Annotated in this window: 19 protein-coding genes; 10 read left to right on the top strand and 9 right to left on the bottom strand. The window is 70.2% G+C overall.

Translation table 11 applies throughout. The annotated features are described in order from the left end of the window. Positions 1-43: 43 nt before the first annotated feature. On the bottom strand, positions 44-835 hold the full coding sequence (locus HUS56_RS16595; protein ID WP_217424045.1) for a class I SAM-dependent methyltransferase: 792 nt from the start codon (positions 833-835) through the stop codon (positions 44-46). 132 nt (positions 836-967) lie between these two features. Between HUS56_RS16595 and HUS56_RS16600 the strand changes: the two genes are divergently transcribed. Beyond that, entirely contained in the window at positions 968-1,585 is a 618-nt protein-coding gene (locus HUS56_RS16600; RefSeq protein ID WP_173924486.1) for a 3'-5' exonuclease, read from the top strand. Positions 1,586-1,720: 135 nt separating this feature from the next. Further along, on the top strand, positions 1,721-3,151 hold the full coding sequence (gene rmuC / locus HUS56_RS16605) for a DNA recombination protein RmuC (RefSeq protein WP_173924487.1): 1,431 nt from the start codon (positions 1,721-1,723) through the stop codon (positions 3,149-3,151). A gap of 98 nt (positions 3,152-3,249) precedes the next feature. Here rmuC and HUS56_RS16610 read toward each other — a convergent pair whose 3' ends face one another. Both HUS56_RS16610 and glpX read right to left on the bottom strand, forming a co-directional pair. Further along, positions 3,250-4,593, bottom strand: coding sequence for an MFS transporter (locus HUS56_RS16610; RefSeq protein WP_254431502.1), 1,344 nt, complete (start codon positions 4,591-4,593; stop codon positions 3,250-3,252). 57 nt (positions 4,594-4,650) lie between these two features. Next, on the bottom strand, positions 4,651-5,649 hold the full coding sequence (gene glpX, locus HUS56_RS16615) for a class II fructose-bisphosphatase (RefSeq protein ID WP_173924489.1): 999 nt from the start codon (positions 5,647-5,649) through the stop codon (positions 4,651-4,653). Between the two features lie 182 nt (positions 5,650-5,831). Here glpX and fbaA point away from each other — a divergent pair, with 182 nt between their 5' ends. Continuing rightward, positions 5,832-6,860, top strand: a complete 1,029-nt coding sequence (gene fbaA, locus HUS56_RS16620) for a class II fructose-bisphosphate aldolase (protein ID WP_173924490.1) — start codon at positions 5,832-5,834, stop codon at positions 6,858-6,860. A gap of 7 nt (positions 6,861-6,867) precedes the next feature. Further along, positions 6,868-7,497 (top strand): DUF6264 family protein, encoded by a 630-nt coding sequence (locus HUS56_RS16625; protein WP_173924491.1) that lies wholly within the window; start codon positions 6,868-6,870, stop codon positions 7,495-7,497. 37 nt (positions 7,498-7,534) lie between these two features. Here the strand turns inward: HUS56_RS16625 and HUS56_RS16630 are convergent, their stop codons facing one another. Continuing rightward, on the bottom strand, positions 7,535-8,578 hold the full coding sequence (locus HUS56_RS16630) for a 4-hydroxy-3-methylbut-2-enyl diphosphate reductase (RefSeq protein WP_217424054.1): 1,044 nt from the start codon (positions 8,576-8,578) through the stop codon (positions 7,535-7,537). Between the two features lie 90 nt (positions 8,579-8,668). Between HUS56_RS16630 and xseA the strand changes: the two genes are divergently transcribed. From xseA to HUS56_RS16655, 5 genes are all read left to right on the top strand, one after another. Next, positions 8,669-9,880, top strand: coding sequence for an exodeoxyribonuclease VII large subunit (gene xseA, locus HUS56_RS16635; protein ID WP_173924493.1), 1,212 nt, complete (start codon positions 8,669-8,671; stop codon positions 9,878-9,880). A gap of 112 nt (positions 9,881-9,992) precedes the next feature. Next, a complete protein-coding gene (locus HUS56_RS16640) occupies positions 9,993-10,259 on the top strand; it encodes an exodeoxyribonuclease VII small subunit (RefSeq protein WP_173924494.1) in 267 nt (88 codons plus the stop codon). Further along, on the top strand, positions 10,259-10,897 hold the full coding sequence (locus HUS56_RS16645; RefSeq protein ID WP_173924495.1) for a DUF4245 domain-containing protein: 639 nt from the start codon (positions 10,259-10,261) through the stop codon (positions 10,895-10,897). The genes HUS56_RS16640 and HUS56_RS16645 overlap by 1 nt, the downstream gene beginning before the upstream one ends. A 36-nt stretch (positions 10,898-10,933) precedes the next feature. Beyond that, positions 10,934-11,590, top strand: coding sequence for a carbonic anhydrase (locus HUS56_RS16650; RefSeq protein ID WP_217424046.1), 657 nt, complete (start codon positions 10,934-10,936; stop codon positions 11,588-11,590). A 59-nt stretch (positions 11,591-11,649) separates the two neighbouring features. Continuing rightward, the gene (locus HUS56_RS16655) at positions 11,650-13,065 is read left to right on the top strand and encodes an aspartate ammonia-lyase (protein ID WP_173924496.1); all 1,416 of its coding nucleotides are present in this window, start codon (positions 11,650-11,652) and stop codon (positions 13,063-13,065) included. Between the two features lie 178 nt (positions 13,066-13,243). On the opposite strand, the gene HUS56_RS16660 is transcribed toward HUS56_RS16655, so the two are convergent. From HUS56_RS16660 to HUS56_RS16675, 4 genes are all read right to left on the bottom strand, one after another. Beyond that, positions 13,244-13,426: a KTSC domain-containing protein gene (locus HUS56_RS16660; protein ID WP_173924497.1), complete on the bottom strand. Its 183-nt coding sequence runs from the start codon at positions 13,424-13,426 to the stop codon at positions 13,244-13,246. Positions 13,427-13,472: 46 nt separating this feature from the next. Further along, positions 13,473-14,876, bottom strand: a complete 1,404-nt coding sequence (locus tag HUS56_RS16665; RefSeq protein ID WP_173924498.1) for a PhoH family protein — start codon at positions 14,874-14,876, stop codon at positions 13,473-13,475. Positions 14,877-15,088: 212 nt separating this feature from the next. Beyond that, positions 15,089-16,207, bottom strand: a complete 1,119-nt coding sequence (locus tag HUS56_RS16670; protein WP_173924499.1) for an aminotransferase class V-fold PLP-dependent enzyme — start codon at positions 16,205-16,207, stop codon at positions 15,089-15,091. Positions 16,208-16,266: 59 nt separating this feature from the next. Continuing rightward, entirely contained in the window at positions 16,267-17,052 is a 786-nt protein-coding gene (locus HUS56_RS16675; RefSeq protein WP_173924500.1) for an isoprenyl transferase, read from the bottom strand. A 74-nt stretch (positions 17,053-17,126) separates the two neighbouring features. Between HUS56_RS16675 and HUS56_RS16680 the strand changes: the two genes are divergently transcribed. Beyond that, positions 17,127-17,930, top strand: coding sequence for a hemolysin III family protein (locus tag HUS56_RS16680; protein ID WP_173924501.1), 804 nt, complete (start codon positions 17,127-17,129; stop codon positions 17,928-17,930). 15 nt (positions 17,931-17,945) lie between these two features. Here HUS56_RS16680 and HUS56_RS16685 read toward each other — a convergent pair whose 3' ends face one another. Then, on the bottom strand, positions 17,946-18,335 hold the full coding sequence (locus HUS56_RS16685; protein ID WP_173924502.1) for a hypothetical protein: 390 nt from the start codon (positions 18,333-18,335) through the stop codon (positions 17,946-17,948). Positions 18,336-18,417: the final 82 nt, after the last annotated feature.

Consider the following 18,417-nt stretch of genomic DNA (forward strand, 5'->3'; position numbering starts at 1 on the left):
GCGCGGGGCGCGTGAATGCCGGTCGAGTCGTCGGCGGGGCGCGTCAGCCCCGGCGGGCGCGGGAGCACCGGGTCACGGACGGCACCGCGAGCTCCCCGGCGCCTTCGATGTCGGGGTGCGTCTCGAGCAGCGTCTCGAGTGCGGCGATCGTGGCCGCCTGATCCGCCTCGGAAGCGGTGATGAAGTGGCTGCGTGATCGCACGAGGTCGAGGAACCTCGTGCGCGACATCCGCTCGGACCACTCGACCGTGTGCTCCTCGATGGGGCCGAACGGCCTGCCGATCCTCACGTAGTCCTCGAACGTCGTGCTCGCATCGTGGCGCTCGTGCATGATCTCGCCGGCCTGGCGCAGCCAGTCGGCGCGGTTGTCGCGGCTGTTCCAGACCAGCCCGAGCACGCCGCCGGGGCGCAGCACTCGAGCGATCTCGGGCACCGCCCGCTCTGGGACGAACCAGTGCCACGCCTGGCCTGCGACGACGGCGTCGACGGACGCGTCCTCGAGGGGGATGTCCTCCGCGGTGCCCAGGATGCGAGGAACCCCCGGCACTGCCACCTCGAGCTCCTCGAGCATCTCCTCGACCGGATCGACCGCGATCGCGTCGCGATCGAGTGCGACGAGCGCCTCGGTGAGCTTGCCGGTGCCGGCACCGAGGTCGAGCACGCGCTCGGCGTCGCCGATGAGCCAGGCGATCGCCTCGACCGGATAGCCGGGCCTCGCCTGACGGTAGACGGATGCCGCGGCGCCGAACGAACGCGCCGAACTCAGGGTCTGAGGGTCGGCGGGATCGGCGACGAGGCCGTCGTGGGTCGCGGTGCGGTCGGCGATGTCGCTCACGTTGCCATTGGACCCCGCCCCGCGGCATCCGTCAACCGTCCCCGCGTCGGCACGACACGGGTTCGGCGACCGATCGTCGACGCGCCCGGCGACCGCCCCCGCCGTGTCGGACCGCCGTGCCACGATGCACACGTGCCAGTGGACTTCACCGCGATCGACTTCGAAACCGCCAACTCGTCGAGTGCGTCGGCCTGCTCGGTCGGGCTGGTGAAGGTGCGCGACGGTCGTGTGGTCGATCGGGCGCATTGGTACATCCGGCCGCCGTTCCCGCACAACGAGTTCTCGGAGTGGAACATCCGCATCCACGGCATCACGCCCGAGATGGTGGCGGATGCCCCCGGCTGGGCCGGCCACCTGCCCGCACTGTGCGAGTTCGCCGGCGACGATGTGCTCGTCGCGCACAACGCGGGGTTCGACATGGCGGTCATCGCCAAGACCTCCGAGGCGTTCGGCCTGCCGGTTCCCGACTTCCGCTCGCTGTGCAGCCTGCAGGTCGCGCGCAACACCTACCACCTGGAGTCGTACCGACTGCCGGTCGCGGCCATGGCCGCCGGATTCGAGGGGTTCTCGCACCACGACGCGCTCGCCGACTCCGAGGCGTGCGCCGCGATCATCGTGCACGCGGCGAAGCGCCACGAGGTCGACGACCTCGAACGGCTCGCCCAGGTGACCCGCGTGCGCTTCGGCGCGATCGGGCGGGTCGCCGTGCGCGACGACCGTGCGGCGCACGGCCCCATGGCGCTGCAGTAGGCGCCCTGCTGGTCGAGTAGCGCCGCGCGCAGCGCGACCCCCGGTGGTCGAGTAGCGCCGCGCGCAGCGCGACGCGTATCGAGACCCGCGCGCCGGCTCCCGCCCGATGTCGGCGGCCGCTGCGACACTGCAGGCATGGACCTGATCGCACTTCTCCTGGGCCTCGTCATCGGCGCCGTCGTCGGCGGCCTGGCCGTCGCCGTCTGGTCGTCACGGCGCCGCGCCGGCGCTCCGGCGGCCGAAGATCCTGCCCTCATCGAGGCGCGGCACCAGGCGCAGCTGGCCGAGGTGCGGGCGGCCGAGGCGGCCGCGATGTCCGAGCTCCGTGCGCACGAGCAGGAGGCCCGGGCCCGTCTCCAGGCCGACCTCGCATCCGCCATGTCGACCGTCGAGGGCCTCGAGCAGCAGATCGAGGAGCACCGGGCACGCTACCGCGACCTCGTCGAGCAGCAGCGAAGCGACCAGGCCGAGCGCGAAGCGCGGGCGAAGCGCGAGAGCGCCGTCCTCGAGGCGCTGAGCCCGGTGCGCGAGACGCTGCAGACCATGCACACGAAGGTCGCCGAGCTCGAGCGGCAGCGCAGCGAGCAGTACGGTTCGATCGCCGAACAGCTGAAGCAGGCCCAGCTCTCCGACGCCGAGCTCCGTGCCACGACCGAGTCGCTCGCCTCGGCGCTGCGATCCAACAGCACTCGCGGCGTCTGGGGCGAGACGCAGCTGCGGCGTGTGGTCGAGGCGGCCGGGCTCACCCAGTACGTCGACTTCTTCACGCAGCAGAGCATCGTGACCGACGCCGGGTCGGGCCGCCCCGACATGGTCGTGCGCCTCCCCGGCAGCAAGTCGATCCCGCTCGATGCCAAGGTGCCGCTCGAGCATTACCTCGAGGCGAGCCAGATCCCGTTCACGGCCACCGGAGACGAGGGTGCGCGGCGCAAGGAGCTCATCACCCGGCACGTGCGGGCGGTGCGCAGCCACATCGACTCCCTCGCGAAGAAGACGTACTGGGAGGGCCTCGACGCGAGCCCCGAGTTCGTGATCGCCTTCATTCCGAGCGAGTCGCTGCTGTCGTCGGCGCTCGAGGCCGACCCGGCACTGCTCGACTACGCCTTCGGCAAGCGAGTGGCCCTCGCCTCGCCGGTGAACCTCTGGGCGGTGCTGAAGACCGTGGCCTTCACGTGGCAGCAGCAGGCTGTGTCTGATGAAGCCAAGAAGCTCTTCGATCTCGGCAACACGCTCTATCAGCGCATCGGCACCTTGGCGGGCCACGCCGACGGGCTGCGCAAGGCCATCGAGCGCACGGTCGACAGCTACAACAAGTTCGCGAACTCGCTCGAGTCGCGCGTGCTCGTGACCGCGCGTCAGTTCCCGGGTATCGACGAAACGAAGGTCGCGCTCCTCGCGGCGCCGGCCGCCGTGCACCAGCAGCCGAAGCGGCTCACCGCGCCCGAGGTCACCGAGGCGGTCGTGGTCGACGAGTTCGACACCCGCGAGGCCGAGGGCGAAACCCTGCTCGAGCTCGATCCAGAGATCCGCCGGCAGCTCGAGATCGGCGAGAACTCGACCGACTGAGCCAACGCCCGTCGCCGCCTGGCACATCCGGGATGTCGAGGGCGGTCAGCGCGCGGTCATCCTCGCGAAGGCGGGTCTCCTCGATGTCGCGGGCGCTGTCACGAATGTCGCTCGTCGGCCGGCAACTCGAACCCGGCCGCTGCTTCGGGGCCCGTCACGATCGACGGGTCAGGATGACCGTCGAGCGGATGCGCGAGTTCGTCTTCACCGAGCCGGGCAAGGGCGAGCGTGACCAGCGCCAGCACCGGGGGCACGAGACCCGCGATGAGGAATGCGGGCGCAATGCCGATCGCCTCGCCCACCGGTCCGGCCACGGCCATCGAGATCGGCATCAGGGCGAGCGAGACGAAGAAGTCGAGACTCGAGACACGCCCGAGCATCGACGGCGGCACCCGCCGTTGCAGCAGCGTGCCCCACACCACCTGCGCCCCGTCGAACAGCACGCCCACGATGAAGAGCGCGATCACCATGACCCAGAGCCACGACGTCAGGCCGATGATCGCGAGCGGAACGCAGCCGACACCCCAGGCCAGAATCATCAGGGTGAGGTATCGCCGAGGGATCGGGAGCGAAGCGACGGTCAGCGAGCCGACCGCGCCGCCGACGCCGAACGCGGCGAGCGCCAGGGCGAACGCTCCCGCTCCTCCGCCGGTCTGGTCTTTCACCGCGAACGGCAGCAGCACCTCGATGGGCCCCATGATGAGGAACACCAGGATGATCGAGAAGACGAGCGTGGCGAACAGCCAGCGCGCGCGCAGCAGGTAGACGAAACCGTCGCGCAGGTCGATGAACGACTGCCGCACGGGATGGACGACGATCTCGTCGGGGTCGCGGCGCACGGCGGTCGTTCGCATGAGGCCGAGCACCACGACCGCGACCGCCTGCATCACGGCGACGACCGCGAACGCCAGCCAGGGCGCCTGCACGGCGATGAGCAGGCTCGCGAGCGCCGGCCCGGCCGCCTGCATCACGGCGGGCCGCAGCACGCCTTCGACGCCGTTGGCGGCGAGCAGCTGCTCGGCCGGGAGGATGGCGGGCAGCCACGCCGAGTAGGCCGGGTAGAAGAATCCGTCGGCGAGCCCCAGCACGAACGAGAGCGCGGCGAGGTGCCACACCTCGATGAGCCCGGTCGCGCCGAGCACCGCGGCGACCGCGAAGGTGAGCCCGCGCACGATCTCGACGCCGATGAGGATGCGTCGCTGCGGGATGCGATCGGCAGCCACGCCGCCGAAGAGCACCGCGACGACGAGGCCGAGGCTCGCGCCCACGGCGACAGAGGAGAGGTCGACCGGAGTGCCCCCGAGTTCGACCACCTGCCAGACCGCGGCCACCAGCCAGGCTCCCGCCGAGAGCAGCGATGCCGCGAGGGCGGCGACGAGCAGGCGGTACTGCCCCGATGTGAACGGTCGAAGGGCACGCGGCAGTCGAGTCGCCTCGGTCACCGCTCCATTGTCGCGGATGCCGCGGACCTCCGCCCGCGGCATCCGGTCACCGATCGCTCAGCGATCGCCTTCGTCGAGCCACTTCTCGATGTGATGATCGGCGATGACCCGGCGGATCGTGCCCGAGCGCCCGCGGAGGATGATGCTCTCGGTGCGGATGATCGGCCCTTTGCGGAGCACCCCGTCGACGAGCTCGCCGTCGGTGACGCCGGTCGCGACGAAGAACGTGTTGTCGCCCTGCACGAGGTCGTCGAGCTCGTACACCCGGTCGCAGTCGAGTCCCGCCGCCTCGCCGCGCTCGCGCTCGGCGTCGTCGAGCGGGGCGAGCCGGCCCTGCATGAACCCGCCGAGCGCCTTGATCGCGCACGCCGTCGTGATGCCCTCGGGGCTCCCGCCGATGCCGACGCACATGTCGATGCGCGACTCGTACCGCGCGGCGTTGATGCCACCGGCCACGTCGCCGTCGCTGATGAGGCGCGTGCCCGCTCCGGCCGCCCGGATGTCGGCGATGAGCTGCTCGTGCCGCTCACGGTTCAGCACGGCGACCCGCAGTTCGCCGACGTCCTTGCCCTTGGCCGCGGCCAGCGCGCGCAGGTTCTCGCCGATGGGCTTGCGGATGTCGACGACACCGTGCCCCGAGGCATCCGTCACGATCTTGTCCATGTAGAAGACGGTCGAGGCATCGAGCATCGTGCCGCGATCGGAGACCGCGATGACCGAGAGCGCGTTCTGCCGGCCGGCGGCGGTCAGCGAGGTGCCGTCGATCGGGTCGACGGCGATGTCGCACGCCGGTCCGCGACCGTTGCCGACGTTCTCGCCGTTGAAGAGCATGGGCGCCTCGTCCTTCTCGCCCTCGCCGATGACGACGACACCGTCGAAGTTGACCGTGCCGAGGAACGCCCGCATGGCGTCGACCGCGGCGCCGTCGGCGCCGATCTTGTCGCCGCGGCCGATCCACGGATAGGCGCGGATCGCTGCGGCCTCGGTGGCACGCACCAGTTCGAGGGCGATGTTGCGGTCGGGGTGGAGGAGTTGACTTGAGGAATCGGGGCTCACGCACCCAGCCTAGGCATCGACCGGCGATTGCGGCCGATGTTCGGCTCACAACGGCACGGTAAGAACCACGATTCTTAACCCGGCGCCAAGGCCCGGCCATCCGCGGCATCCGCCACATCTGAGCGCTGCTCGTGACTGGATAGACTCGACTCGGACCCCACTGTCATCTGTAAAGGAGCAGCATGCCCATCGCAACCCCCGAGCAGTACGCCCAGATGCTCGACACCGCCAAGGCGAGCGGCTTCGCGTTCCCGGCCATCAACGTGTCGTCGTCGCAGACCCTCAACGCGGCGTTGCAGGGCTTCGCCGAGGCGGGCTCCGACGGCATCATCCAGGTCAGCACGGGTGGCGCCGACTACTTCGCGGGGCACACCGTGAAGGCCCGGGCGGCGGGCGCGCTCGCATTCGCGAAGTACGCGCACGAGGTCGCGAAGGCGTACCCGGTGACGGTCGCGCTGCACACCGACCACTGCCCCAAGGATGCGCTCGACGGCTTCGTCCACCCCCTCATCGCCGCCTCCGAGGAGGAGGTCAAGGCGGGCCGCAACCCGATCTTCCAGTCGCACATGTGGGACGGCTCGGCGGTGCCGCTCGACGAGAACCTCGAGATCGCCAAGCAGATCCTTCCGCGCATGAAGAACATCAACGCCATCCTCGAGGTCGAGATCGGCGTCGTCGGCGGCGAGGAAGACGGGGTCAGCCACGAGATCAACGAGCACCTGTACACCACCCTCGACGACGCCATCCAGACCGTCGAGGCGCTCGGCCTCGGTGAGAACGGCCGCTACCTCGCGGCGCTCACGTTCGGCAACGTGCACGGCGTCTACAAGCCCGGCAACGTCAAGCTGCGTCCCGAGCTGCTGAAAGAGATCCAAGACGGCCTGGCCGCGAAGTACGGCACCGGTCCCAAGCCGCTCGACCTCGTCTTCCACGGCGGCTCCGGCTCGAGCGATGAAGAGATCGCGACGGCGGTGGCGAACGGCGTCGTCAAGATGAACGTCGACACCGACACGCAGTACGCATTCACTCGAGCGGTGGCCGGCTACATGTTCCAGAACTACGACGGGGTACTGAAGGTCGACGGCGAGGTCGGCGTCAAGAAGCAGTACGACCCGCGCACGTGGGGCAAGGTGGCCGAGTCGGCCATGGCCGCGCGCGTAGTCGAGTCGACGCGTCAGCTCGGGTCGGCCGGCAAGTCGATCTCCGCGTAGGTTCCGGATGTCGCAGCAGCACGCCGGGGGAACTCCCGACCAGCCGGCCGCCCTGTCGGCTCGCGAGGGCGCTTCCCCGGCGGTGCCGCCCGCGCCGCGCGACGAGCGTCCCCGGCCGCAGTACGGCGAGTACGCGCCCGAGGGTTGGACGTGGGAGCCGCCGCAAGACGACCGGTACGCACCGGCCACCACGCCCGAGCGCGCGTCCGTCGCGCCGCCCGCGGCCGCGGCATCCGTCACCGATCGCCCCGACCGCGCAGCCGACCGCATCATCACCGTGCTGCTGCTGGTGATCGGGATCTTCGGCGCATGGACGGCGGTCGGCACGATCCAGGCGATCCCCGATCAGCTCCCGCAGGCGATCCGGCAGGCGGGCGAACTGCTCGGCACGCCGGCGGCGGCGGTCGACTACACGCCCGGGCCCGAGGTGCCCGGCATCCTCCTCGCGGGCTCGATCGCGCAGGTCGTGCTGTGGCTGCTGACCGCGTGGTGGTCGGTGGCGCGGCTTCGTGCGCGCAAGCTCGCGTTTTGGGTCCCGCTCGTCGGCGGATTCGTCTCGTTCGTGCTGCTCTACGCGGTGATGTTCGTCGTCATCGCGATGGACCCCGAGCTCGTTTCGAGCCTCAGCGGAGGCTGATGGCCGCCGTGGTGCTCAGCGTTCGCAAGGCCTGACCTCAGCCCGAGGTCGCGCGGGTTCGCCCGCCGAGGGCGCGTGCATCGCGGTTGCCCGCGAGGTCGCGGCGCAACTCCTTCGGCAGTGAGAACATCAGGTCCTCCTCGGCCGTCTTCACCTCGGAGACCTCGCCGTACCCGGCGTCCTCCAGCTCGAGGAGCACCTCTTTCACGAGGCCTTCGGGCACGGATGCCCCGCTCGTGACGCCGATCGTCGAGACACCGTCGAGCCACTCCTGCTTGATCTCGGTCGAGTAGTCGACCCGGTACGCGGCCTTCGCCCCGTTCTCGAGCGCGACCTCGACGAGCCGGACACTGTTCGACGAGTTGGCCGAGCCGACGACGATCACGAGCTCGGCCTCTTGCGCGACCTTCTTGATCGCGACCTGGCGGTTCTGGGTGGCGTAGCAGATGTCGTCGCTGGGCGGGTCGGCCAGCTTCGGGAACTTCTCGCGCAGGCGGCGAACGGTCTCCATCGTCTCGTCGACCGAGAGCGTGGTCTGCGAGAGCCAGACGACCTTGTCGGGGTCGCGCACCTCGATGTTCGCGACGTCGTCGGGGCTGTTGACGAGGGTGACGTGGTCGGGCGCCTCGCCCGCGGTGCCCTCGACCTCTTCGTGGCCCTCGTGGCCGATGAGCAGGATCTCGTAGTCGTCGCGCGCGAACCGCACGGCCTCGCGGTGCACCTTGGTGACGAGGGGGCACGTGGCGTCGATGGCGCGCAGCCCGCGGTCGGCGGCCGCGTTCACGACGGCGGGCGACACGCCGTGCGCGCTGAACACCACGTGGGCACCCTCGGGCACCTCGTCGACCTCGTCGACGAAGATCGCACCCTGCTTCTCGAGTTCGGTGACGACGTGGATGTTGTGCACGATCTGCTTGCGCACGTAGACCGGTGCCCCGTAATGCTCGAGCGCCTTCTCGACCGCGATCACCGCGCGATCGACGCCGGCGCAGTAGCCGCGGGGAGCGGCCAGCAGCACCCGCTTCTGTCGGGGGGCGGGGTTATCCTTGAGCCGGCCGCGCACGCCCGGAACCCGGGGCATGCCGAGGCCGATGGGCGAAGCGTCCGTGGTGCTGGTCATATGTTCCATCCTACGTGGGGCCAGCTGAGCGACAGGCGGGAGAGGCACTCGATGGCGGATGCACCGGCGACGCGTGAGGCACCGTGGCCGGTGGCGCTGCTCTCGGGCAAGCTGAAGGACTATCTCGACCGGCTCGGCACGGTCTGGGTCGAGGGTGAGATCACGCAGTGGGGCCTCTCGGGCGGCAACGTCTACGGCAAGCTGAAAGACCTCGAGGTCGACGCGACGCTCTCGTTCACCATGTGGTCGTCGGTGCGGGCGAGGCTCTCCGAGCAGTTCAAGCAGGGCGACCACGTCGTCGTGCTCGCGAAGGTGAACTGGTGGGTCAAGGGCGGCACCCTCTCGATGCAGGTCTACGACATGCGCCACGTCGGCCTCGGCGACCTACTCGAACGACTCGAGCGGCTGCGCACGCAACTCGCGGCCGAGGGGCTGTTCGATGCGTCGCGCAAGAAGCGCCTGCCGTTCCTGCCCAGAGTCGTCGGACTCGTCACCGGGCGCGACAGCGACGCCGAGCAAGACGTGCTGCGCAACGCTCGCCTCCGCTGGCCCGCGGTCGAGTTCCGCATCGCCTACGCGACGGTGCAGGGCGATCGCACCGCGCCCGAGGTCGTCGGGGCGATCCGGCGGCTCGACGCCGACCCCGAGGTCGATGTCATCATCGTCGCTCGCGGCGGCGGCGACTTCCAGAACCTCTTGGGGTTCAGCGACGAACGCGTCGTGCGGGCGGCGGCCGCGGCATCCACCCCCATCGTCTCGGCGATCGGCCACGAGGCCGACCGTCCGTTGCTCGACGAGGTCGCAGATCTCAGGGCTTCAACGCCGACGGATGCCGCGAAGCGCGTGATTCCCGACGTGTCCGAGGAGCTCGGGCGGGTCGAGCAGGCCCGCGCGCGGCTCGGCATGCGCCTGGCCTCGATGCTGACGCACGAGATCGACCGCATCGGCCACCTGCGCACGCGCCCGGCACTTGCCGACCCGAACTGGATCATCGACCGCCGCGCCGAAGAGCTCACGCGCTGGGTCGCGCGCGGCACCGAACTCGTCGAGCGCTGCATCGAGCGGCAGTCGGCCAAGGTCGCCGAGCTCCGCGGGCACCTCCGCGGGCTCTCGCCCCAGTCGACGCTCGACCGCGGCTACGCCATCGTCCAGGGCGATGACGGGCACGTGCTGCGCCGCGCGGTCGACGCTCCCGCCGCCGCCCGTCTGCGCATCACGCTCGCGGAGGGCGCGATCGCTGCGACATCCGACGGCGCCGAGTAACCACGGCACGTCGCTGTGCACTTCTCGCCCGCATCGAGGCACCGGGAGCACTTCGGTCTGCCGGTACCACCGGCTGCGCCGGAGCGTCGGTGCCGCCGAATAGAATGGCTGCATGCCCCCCACCACCGATGTCGCCGAGCTGAGCTATGAGCAGGCGCGCGACGAGCTCGTGCGCGTCGTCGCCGAGCTCGAGCAGGGCTCCGCGACGCTCGAGCAGTCGCTCGCGTTGTGGGAGCGGGGTGAGGCCCTGGCTGCACGGTGTGAAGAGTGGCTGATCGGCGCGAAGGCCCGCCTCGACGCCGCGCGGTCCGGAGCCGCGCGCGGCGGCCAGGCGCGCGTGGGCGCCCCCGCGGCATCCGACGGTCCCGGCGAGCGCTGATGGCGAACCGAGCACCCCGCGTCGTCGCCGAGCTCGGCCGGCCCGAGACGCCCGAAGAGACGGCCGCGCGAAAGGCCGAGGCCGCGCGACTTCGACGGCAGCGGCAGACCGTGGTCAACCTCCTGCTCGCGCTCGGGGCCAGTCTCGCCGTGGTGCTCGTGCTCGTGCTCATCGTGCCCCGCAGCGACGCGCCCATCGAGCGCGACGTCGACGTCGCCGCCGTCGCCGAGCAGGCCCAGTCGGTGAACGACGACCCGCTGGCGGTGCCCGACCTCTCCGAGGGGTGGCGGTCGAACGCGGCCGGCCTCCGCTCGTCGGTCGACGGCGTCAACGCCTGGTATGCCGGGTATCTCACCCCGAGCGATGAGTACATCGGCATGTACCAGGGCATCGACGCGAACCCCACCTGGGTCGCCGACCTCCTTGCGCGCACGCCCGCGACCGGCACGACGACGATCGACGGGGTGGAGTGGACGGTCTACGACAACCGCGACACCAGCGCCGACGTCGGCAACGCACGGTACGGGCTCACGACCGAGGCCGGCGGCAGCACGTTCGTGCTGCTCGGCACCGCAACATCCGAAGAATTCGAGACGATCGCCGCGGCGCTGGTGCCGGCCATCGATGCGCAGGACTAGACGCACCACCAACCGACGCCGACCGAGGGGAACCGCGTGAGCGAGCAGCCGACCGCCCGTCCAGAGACACCGGCTGCCACCTGGCGCGAGCTGCGCCGCGGCAACGAGCGCTTCGTCGCCGGCACTCCCCAGCATCCGCGCCAAGACGTCGAGCACCGCTCGGCACTCGCGCACACGCAGCGACCACTGGTCGCGATCTTCGGATGCAGCGACTCCCGCCTCGCGGCCGAGATCATCTTCGACATCGGCATCGGCGACGCCTTCGTGGTGCGCAACGCCGGGCAGGTCATCTCCGACTCCGTGCTGGGCTCGCTCGAGTACGCGGTCGGCATCCTCGGCGTGCCGCTCATCCTCGTGCTGGGGCACGACAAGTGCGGTGCGGTGCGCGCGGCCATCGACTCGCAGGCCGTCGATGCCACGCCCCTGCCGCCGCACATCGCACAGGTCGTCGACCGCATCGTCCCCGCGGTCCGGCGGGTCGCCGGGGGCGACACCGAGGCGCCCATCGAACCCGACGACGTCGATGCCGGGTACGTCGGCCGCGAGCACCTGCGCGACACGGTCGCCGAGCTGCTCGAGAGCTCCGAGATGATCAGCGATGCGATCGCCGCAGGTACGCTGGCTATCGTCGGCGCGAACTACCGCCTGCTCGAAGGACGCGCCGAGACCGACATCGTGGTCGGCCGCATCTGACGGCCGACCGAGCGGCACTTCGCCGGGGCGCCCCGGCACGCAACCGAAAGGAATACACCGTGGCCGACAACGCCGACGACTATCGCATCGAACACGACACGATGGGCGAGGTGCGCGTGCCCGCGTCGGCGCTGTACCGCGCGCAGACGCAGCGCGCGGTCGAGAACTTCCCGATCTCGGGCTCCGGCCTCGAGCTGCAGCAACTGCAGGCGCTCGCCCGCATCAAGAAGGCCGCGGCGCAGGCCAACGCCCGGCTCGGCGTGCTCGACCCCGCCATCGCCGCGGCGATCGAGGCGGCCGCCGACGAGGTGATCGCGGGCAAGCACGACGCGGTCGCGCACTTCCCGGTCGACGTGTACCAGACCGGCTCGGGCACGTCGTCGAACATGAACATGAACGAGGTGCTCGCGACGCTCGCGACTGAGAAGCTCGGCTCGCCCGTGCACCCGAACGACCACGTCAACGCATCGCAGTCGTCGAACGACGTATTCCCGACCTCCGTTCACATCGCGGTCACCCAGGCCCTCATCGACGACCTCATCCCCGCGCTCGACCACCTCGCCGTCGCCCTCGAGGCGAAGGCCGAGCTCTGGAAGGACGTGGTCAAGGCCGGCCGCACCCACCTCATGGACGCGACGCCCGTCACGCTCGGGCAGGAGTTCGGCGGGTATGCCCGCCAGGTGCGCCTCGGCATCGAGCGCGTGCAGTCGGCGCTCCCGCGCGTCGCCGAGGTCCCGCTCGGCGGCACCGCGGTCGGCACGGGGATCAACACGCCCGCTGGCTTCCCACAGCTCGTCATCGAGCTCCTCCAGCAGGAGACCGAGCTGCCCATCACCGAGGCGGTCGACCACTTCGAGGCGCAGGCGAACCGCGACGGTCTCGTCGACGCATCCGGGGCCCTCCGCACCATCGCCGTGAGCCTCACGAAGATCGCGAACGACCTGCGCTGGATGGGCTCGGGGCCGAACACGGGCCTCGGCGAGCTGTTCATCCCCGACCTGCAGCCCGGCTCGTCGATCATGCCGGGCAAGGTGAACCCCGTCATCCCCGAGGCGGTCCTCATGGTCGCCGCCCGGGTCATCGGCAATGATGCGACGGTCGCGTGGGGCGGGGCATCCGGCGCCTTCGAGCTCAACGTGCAGATCCCGGTCATGGGCACGGCGGTGCTCGAGTCGATCCGCCTGCTCTCGAACTCGATGCGCGCGCTCGCCGACAAGACGGTCGAAGGACTCGAGGCGAACGTCGAGCGTGCGACCGCGCTCGCCGGCATGTCGCCCTCGATCGTGACGCCACTCAACAAGCTCATCGGCTACGAGGCCGCGGCGAAGATCGCGAAGCACTCGGTCGCGAAGGGCATCACCGTGCGCGAAGCCGTCATCGACCTCGGGTACGTCGAGCGTGGCGAGCTGACCGAGCAGCAGCTCGACGAGGCGCTCGATCTGCTCTCGATGACGCGGCCGCCGCAGGCGAAGTAGCGCCCGCTGCGGGCCGGGTAGCGGCCGCTGCGGGCCGGGTAGCGGCCGCTGCGCCACTTCTGCGGCCAGCGCGCCAGCTGAACTGGCGCTGCGGGTGCAGAAGTGGCGCAGAGTGGCGCAGCGGGTGCGCACGCGAGGTGAGCGCCCGCCAACGCGGCGGCGTTCCGCGTCGCGTTGCTCAGCGAAGGCGCCGGTACCGGTGCTCCTTCACGCGCGCACCCACGACACGCCACGGGTGGGGCTGCGCGGCCTCGAGTTCGGCGTAGAGCTCGGGCTCGATGTCGAAGTACTGGTACACCGAGCCCGACTCGAACTCGATGGTGAGCACGCGGTGAACGGCGTCGTACGATGCGCCGTTCAACGCCTCGGATTCGATGCGCGGAATCCTCACTCTGCCGACCCGACGCTCAGGTGAGCTCCGCCCCGTCGAGCATCTCCGACACGAGCGCCGCGATCGCCGAGCGCTCCGAACGCGTCAACGTGATGTGCGCGAAGAGCGGATGGCCCTTCAGCGTCTCGATCACGCTCGCGACCCCATCATGGCGGCCGACGCGCAGGTTGTCGCGCTGGGCGACGTCGTGGGTCAGCACGACCCGCGAGTTCTGTCCGATGCGCGAGAGCACCGTCAGCAGCACGTTCCGTTCGAGCGATTGCGCCTCGTCGACGATCACGAACGAGTCGTGCAGCGACCGCCCCCGGATGTGCGTGAGCGGAAGCACCTCGAGGATGCCGCGATCGACGACCTCCTCCAGCACGTTGTCGGAGACAACCGAGCCCAGCGTGTCGAAGACCGCCTGGCCCCAGGGGTTCATCTTCTCGCCCTGGTCACCCGGGAGGTAGCCGAGCTCCTGCCCGCCGACGGCGTAGAGCGGTCGGAAGACCATGATCTTCTTGTGCTGCTGGCGCTCGAGCACCATCTCGAGGCCCGCGCAGAGCGCGAGGGCCGACTTGCCGGTGCCGGCGCGCCCGCCCAGCGAGAGGATGCCGATCTCGGGGTCGAGGAGCAGGTCGATCGCGAGCCGCTGCTCGGCCGAACGGCCGTGCACGCCGAAGACCTCCCGATCGCCGCGCACGAGCTTCACCTCGTGGTCGCCCACCACCCGACCGAGCGCTGAGCCGCGATCGGAGTGGATCACCAGGCCGGTGTTCACCGGCATCCCCTCGACCTCGGCGGTGAAGATGCGGTCATGCTCGTAGAGCTTCGCCATGTCGTTCGACCCGAGGGTCAGCTCGGCCATGCCGGTCCAGCCCGAGTCGAGGGCGAGCTCCGCTCGGTACTCCTGGGCGTCGAGTCCGATGGATGCGGCCTTCACGCGCAGCGGCAGATCCTTCGAAACGACGGTCACGGCGACGCCGTCGTTCGCCAGGTTCGCCGCGCAGGCGAGGATGCGCGAGTCGTTGTCGCCCAGCTGCAGTCCGCTCGGCAGCACCGAGGGGCTCGAGTGGTTGAGTTCGACCCGCAGGGAGCCGCCGTCGCCCACGGGGATCGGGAAGTCGAGACGCTCGTGCTCGATACGGAGCTCATCGAGGATCCGAAGGGACTGCCGCGCGAAGTACCCGATCTCGGGATCGTTGCGCTTCGCCTCCAGCTCCGTGATGACCACGACGGGAAGCACCACCGCGTGCTCGGCGAACCTGAACAGCGCCCGGGGATCCGACAGGAGCACCGAGGTGTCGAGCACGTAGGTCCGCTCGGACTGGGCGATCCCGATGGGCGAAGACGCGTCAGGACGTGCCTTGGCACGCCCTGTGATTCGACCGACGGACTTGGAGGTTTCAAGTGAGGCCACGACCGCTCCTGCCCCGAGCATTCCGCTCGGCTCTCGCGCCGGCCGGCGAATCCCTCCACGAGCGCTTCACGAAGCCGACTCGATCGGGCACCTTGCCCGATGCCTCCGACGCTACGACTGCGTCGGCCGATCCGTGCGACCGACACGCACCTGTCACCGGCTGTTCACGTCGATGAGTCGGTTTCGAGACGGCGCCTGTCGGTGCCACCTGAACCCGCAGACGACGGCGGGCCTCAGTACGTCGCCGCCGTGTTGTACGAGACGAACGCTCCGCGCAGCATCTCGAGGGTCTCGCTGCTCGTCGCCGCGTGCACGCTGAGCCGGACCCGGCCGTCGCGCGTCGTGGCGGTGATCCCGTGATTGTGCAGCGATGCGGTGAGCACCGTGACCTGCTCGGCGGGCGGTCCGAGCACGACGAGACCCGCGCGCTCCTGCTCGTCGCGCGACGAGACGACCGCGATGGCGAATTCGTCGGCCAGCTCGACCACCTCGCTCACGTGCTCGGTGATGGCGGCGTTGATCGCGGCGACACCGGTCTCGTGGATCTCCTCGAGTGCCGCCGCGAGACGGGCCTCGGCGATGGGGTCGGGATTCGACACGCGGTAGGCCCGAGCGTCGGGTGCCGGCGGCGGCACCTCATCCCACGGCTCGGGCTCCTCGGTTCCGGTGAAGCCGGAGAAGACGGGCGTGAGCCGCTCGAGTGCGCGGGCGGAGAACGCCATGATTCCCGTTCCCCAGCCGGCGCGCACCCATTTCTGTCCGCCCGAGACGATCACGTCGGCGGCATCCCACGGCGCGTCGACGACGCCGAAGCCCTGGATCGCGTCGACGATGAGCAGGCGGTCGCCGATGACCTGGCGGATCCCCTCGATGTCGCAGAGGTACCCGGTGCGCGAGTCGACCAGGCTCACGGCCACGGCCGCCACATTCGACTCGAGCTGCTGGCGGATCTGCCCGGGCGTGACCTTGCCGTGGTCGGTCTCGAGCCACGCGGGCTGCACGGAGTGCAGCGCCTCCTGGGCTCGGACCGCGGCGATCGGCAGGCTGGGGAACTCGCCGGGCGAGAGCAGCACACCGCCGGTCAGCCCGAACATCGCGTGCATGATGCCCTGCGTGGTGTTCGGCTGGAACACGATCTGGTCGACCGGGAATCCGATCAGGTCGGATGCGGCCCGACGCACGCGCAGGTCCTGCTCGGGGAACACGTCGAGGCTGCCGTACCGCGCGCGCTCCAGCACCTGGGTGAGCGCCAGGCTCTCCTCGGCGGCGGAGGTCGCGAGCGGACCCAAGCGGCCGTAGTCGAGGTATCCCGGCTCCTCGGTGAACCCGGCGATGTAGGCGTCGATGGTCACGTGTACCCCTCTCTTCGAGCCATATCATGGCAGACCGGAGGCGGCGGGCGAGGCGGCGATCAGCCGCCGAACCGACGATGCCGGGAGGCGTAGTCGCGCAGGGCCCGGAGGAAGTCGACCTGGCGAAGGTCGGGGCCGAGCGCCTCGACGAAGTAGAACTCGCTGTGCGCCGCCTGCCAGAGCATGAAGTCGCTGAGCCGCTGCTCACCCGAGGTGCGGATCACGAGGTCGGGGTCGGGTTGCCCGACGGTGTAGAGATGCTCGCCGATGAGGTCGGGCGTCAACCGCTCTGCGAGGTCCTCCAGGCTGCGGCCCTCGGCGTGATGGGATGCCACGATCGAGCGCATCGCGTCGGTGATCTCTTTTCGGCCCCCGTAGCCGACCGCGAGGTTGACGTGCAGGCCGCGCTTGTCGGCGGTGCGGTGCTCAGCCGCGTCGAGGGCGGCGACGAGCGGCTCGGGCAGTCCGGCATCCGACCCGACATGCTGCACGCGCCAGTCGCGGTAGTGCGAGAGCTCCTCGGCGAGCTCGGCGATGATCTCGAACAGGTCGGAGAGCTCGGCGCTCGGACGATTGCCGAGGTTGTCGCTCGAGAGCAGGTACAGCGTCACGACGCCGATGCCCAGGTCGTCGCACCACTCCAGGAACTCGCGCATCTTCGCGGCACCCGCCCGATGCCCGTGCGCCGCGGTCTCGTAGCCCAGCTGCCGCGCCCAGCGACGGTTGCCGTCGATGATCATCGCAACGTGCCGCGGCAGGCCGGCCGGGTCGAGATCGCGTCGGAGCCGATTCTGGTAGAGGCGATAGAGGATGCCGCGACCGAATGGCTGATCGCTCTTCTGCACGGCACTACGCTACCCCTCCCGTGCGCTCACGCACTCACAGCAGAACGCCACCGACGAGGCCCTACGCTTTGATCATGAGCCCCGAGCACCACAACGACTCCCCCGATCTCGCAGAGGAGCTCAGCCGTCCGGTCGCGCCCGAAGACCCGGCGGATGTCGCGGTCAGCCGCGACGCGCACGGACCCGACCTGCCCAACATTCCGCTGCTCGACGACTCGCTCGCGCACCCCGAGGAGGTCAAGCCGACCTGGCGGGGGTGGATCCACGCGGGCACGTCCCCCGTGACCATCGCGGCGGGCATCGTGCTCATCGTGCTCGCCGACGGCGCCCCGGCGAAGTGGGCCTCAGCCGTCTTTACGCTCACGTCGATGCTGCTCTTCGGCAACTCGGCGCTGTATCACCGCTTCAACTGGAAGCCGCGCGCCAAGGTGCTGTTGAAGCGCATCGACCACGCCAACATCTTCCTGCTGATCGCGGGCACCTACACGCCGCTGTCGATCCTCGCGCTGCCGCCCGAGAAGGGATGGGTGCTGCTCTCGATCGTGTGGGGCGGCGCGCTGCTCGGCATCGGGTTCCGGGTGTTCTGGATCACGGCGCCGCGCTGGCTGTACGTGCCGATCTACCTGTTGCTCGGTTGGGCTGCCGTCATGTACATCGGCGACCTGCTCGAGGCCAGCGTGGCGATGATGGTGCTCGTGATCGTGGGCGGCGTGCTCTACACGGCCGGCGCGATCGTCTACGCGCTGAAGAAGCCGAATCCGTGGCCGGGCACCTTCGGATTCCACGAGATCTTCCACACCTGCACGGTGCTGGCGTTCATGTGCCACTGGACCGCGACCCTCATCATCGCGCTGGCACCCGCCTACCACGCGGGCTGAACAGGCGGCGCAGGCTCAGCGACGCGGAGTGCGGTCGTCGTCGGATGGCGCGGCACTCGCGTCGGGGTCGTCGCCCGGCCGGCGGCCCTCATCGGGCTCGGGGCCGGCACTCGGCGCGGCGCCCTCGGCCGGTGCGGAGCCGGCGCCGGTGCTCGCGGCATCCGTCTCGGATCGGTCGTCGTCGGCCGCGAAGTCGGCCTCGAGCCGCTCGGCCTCGAGCTGGGACCGCACCTCGGCCCGGTAGTTGACCCGCCGGATGCGTCGGACCATGTCGAGGATGAGCAGCACGACGACGAGCATCACGAGGAACGTGAACACGAACCCCCAGACGCCGGGGGTCACCGTGTTGGGATCGAACTCGTCTTCCTGGGCTCGGACCAGGAGGGACGCCGTCGCCCCGATCACGGGTGGGCTCGGCGATCGGAACGGTCGGTCACGACGAGCATCGGACTCACTCTCACGGCGGATGCGGGCTTCGCGGGGCGGT

Origin of the sequence: Agromyces sp. Marseille-P2726, assembly GCF_902809835.1 — a bacterium.
Lineage (GTDB): Bacteria > Actinomycetota > Actinomycetes > Actinomycetales > Microbacteriaceae > Agromyces.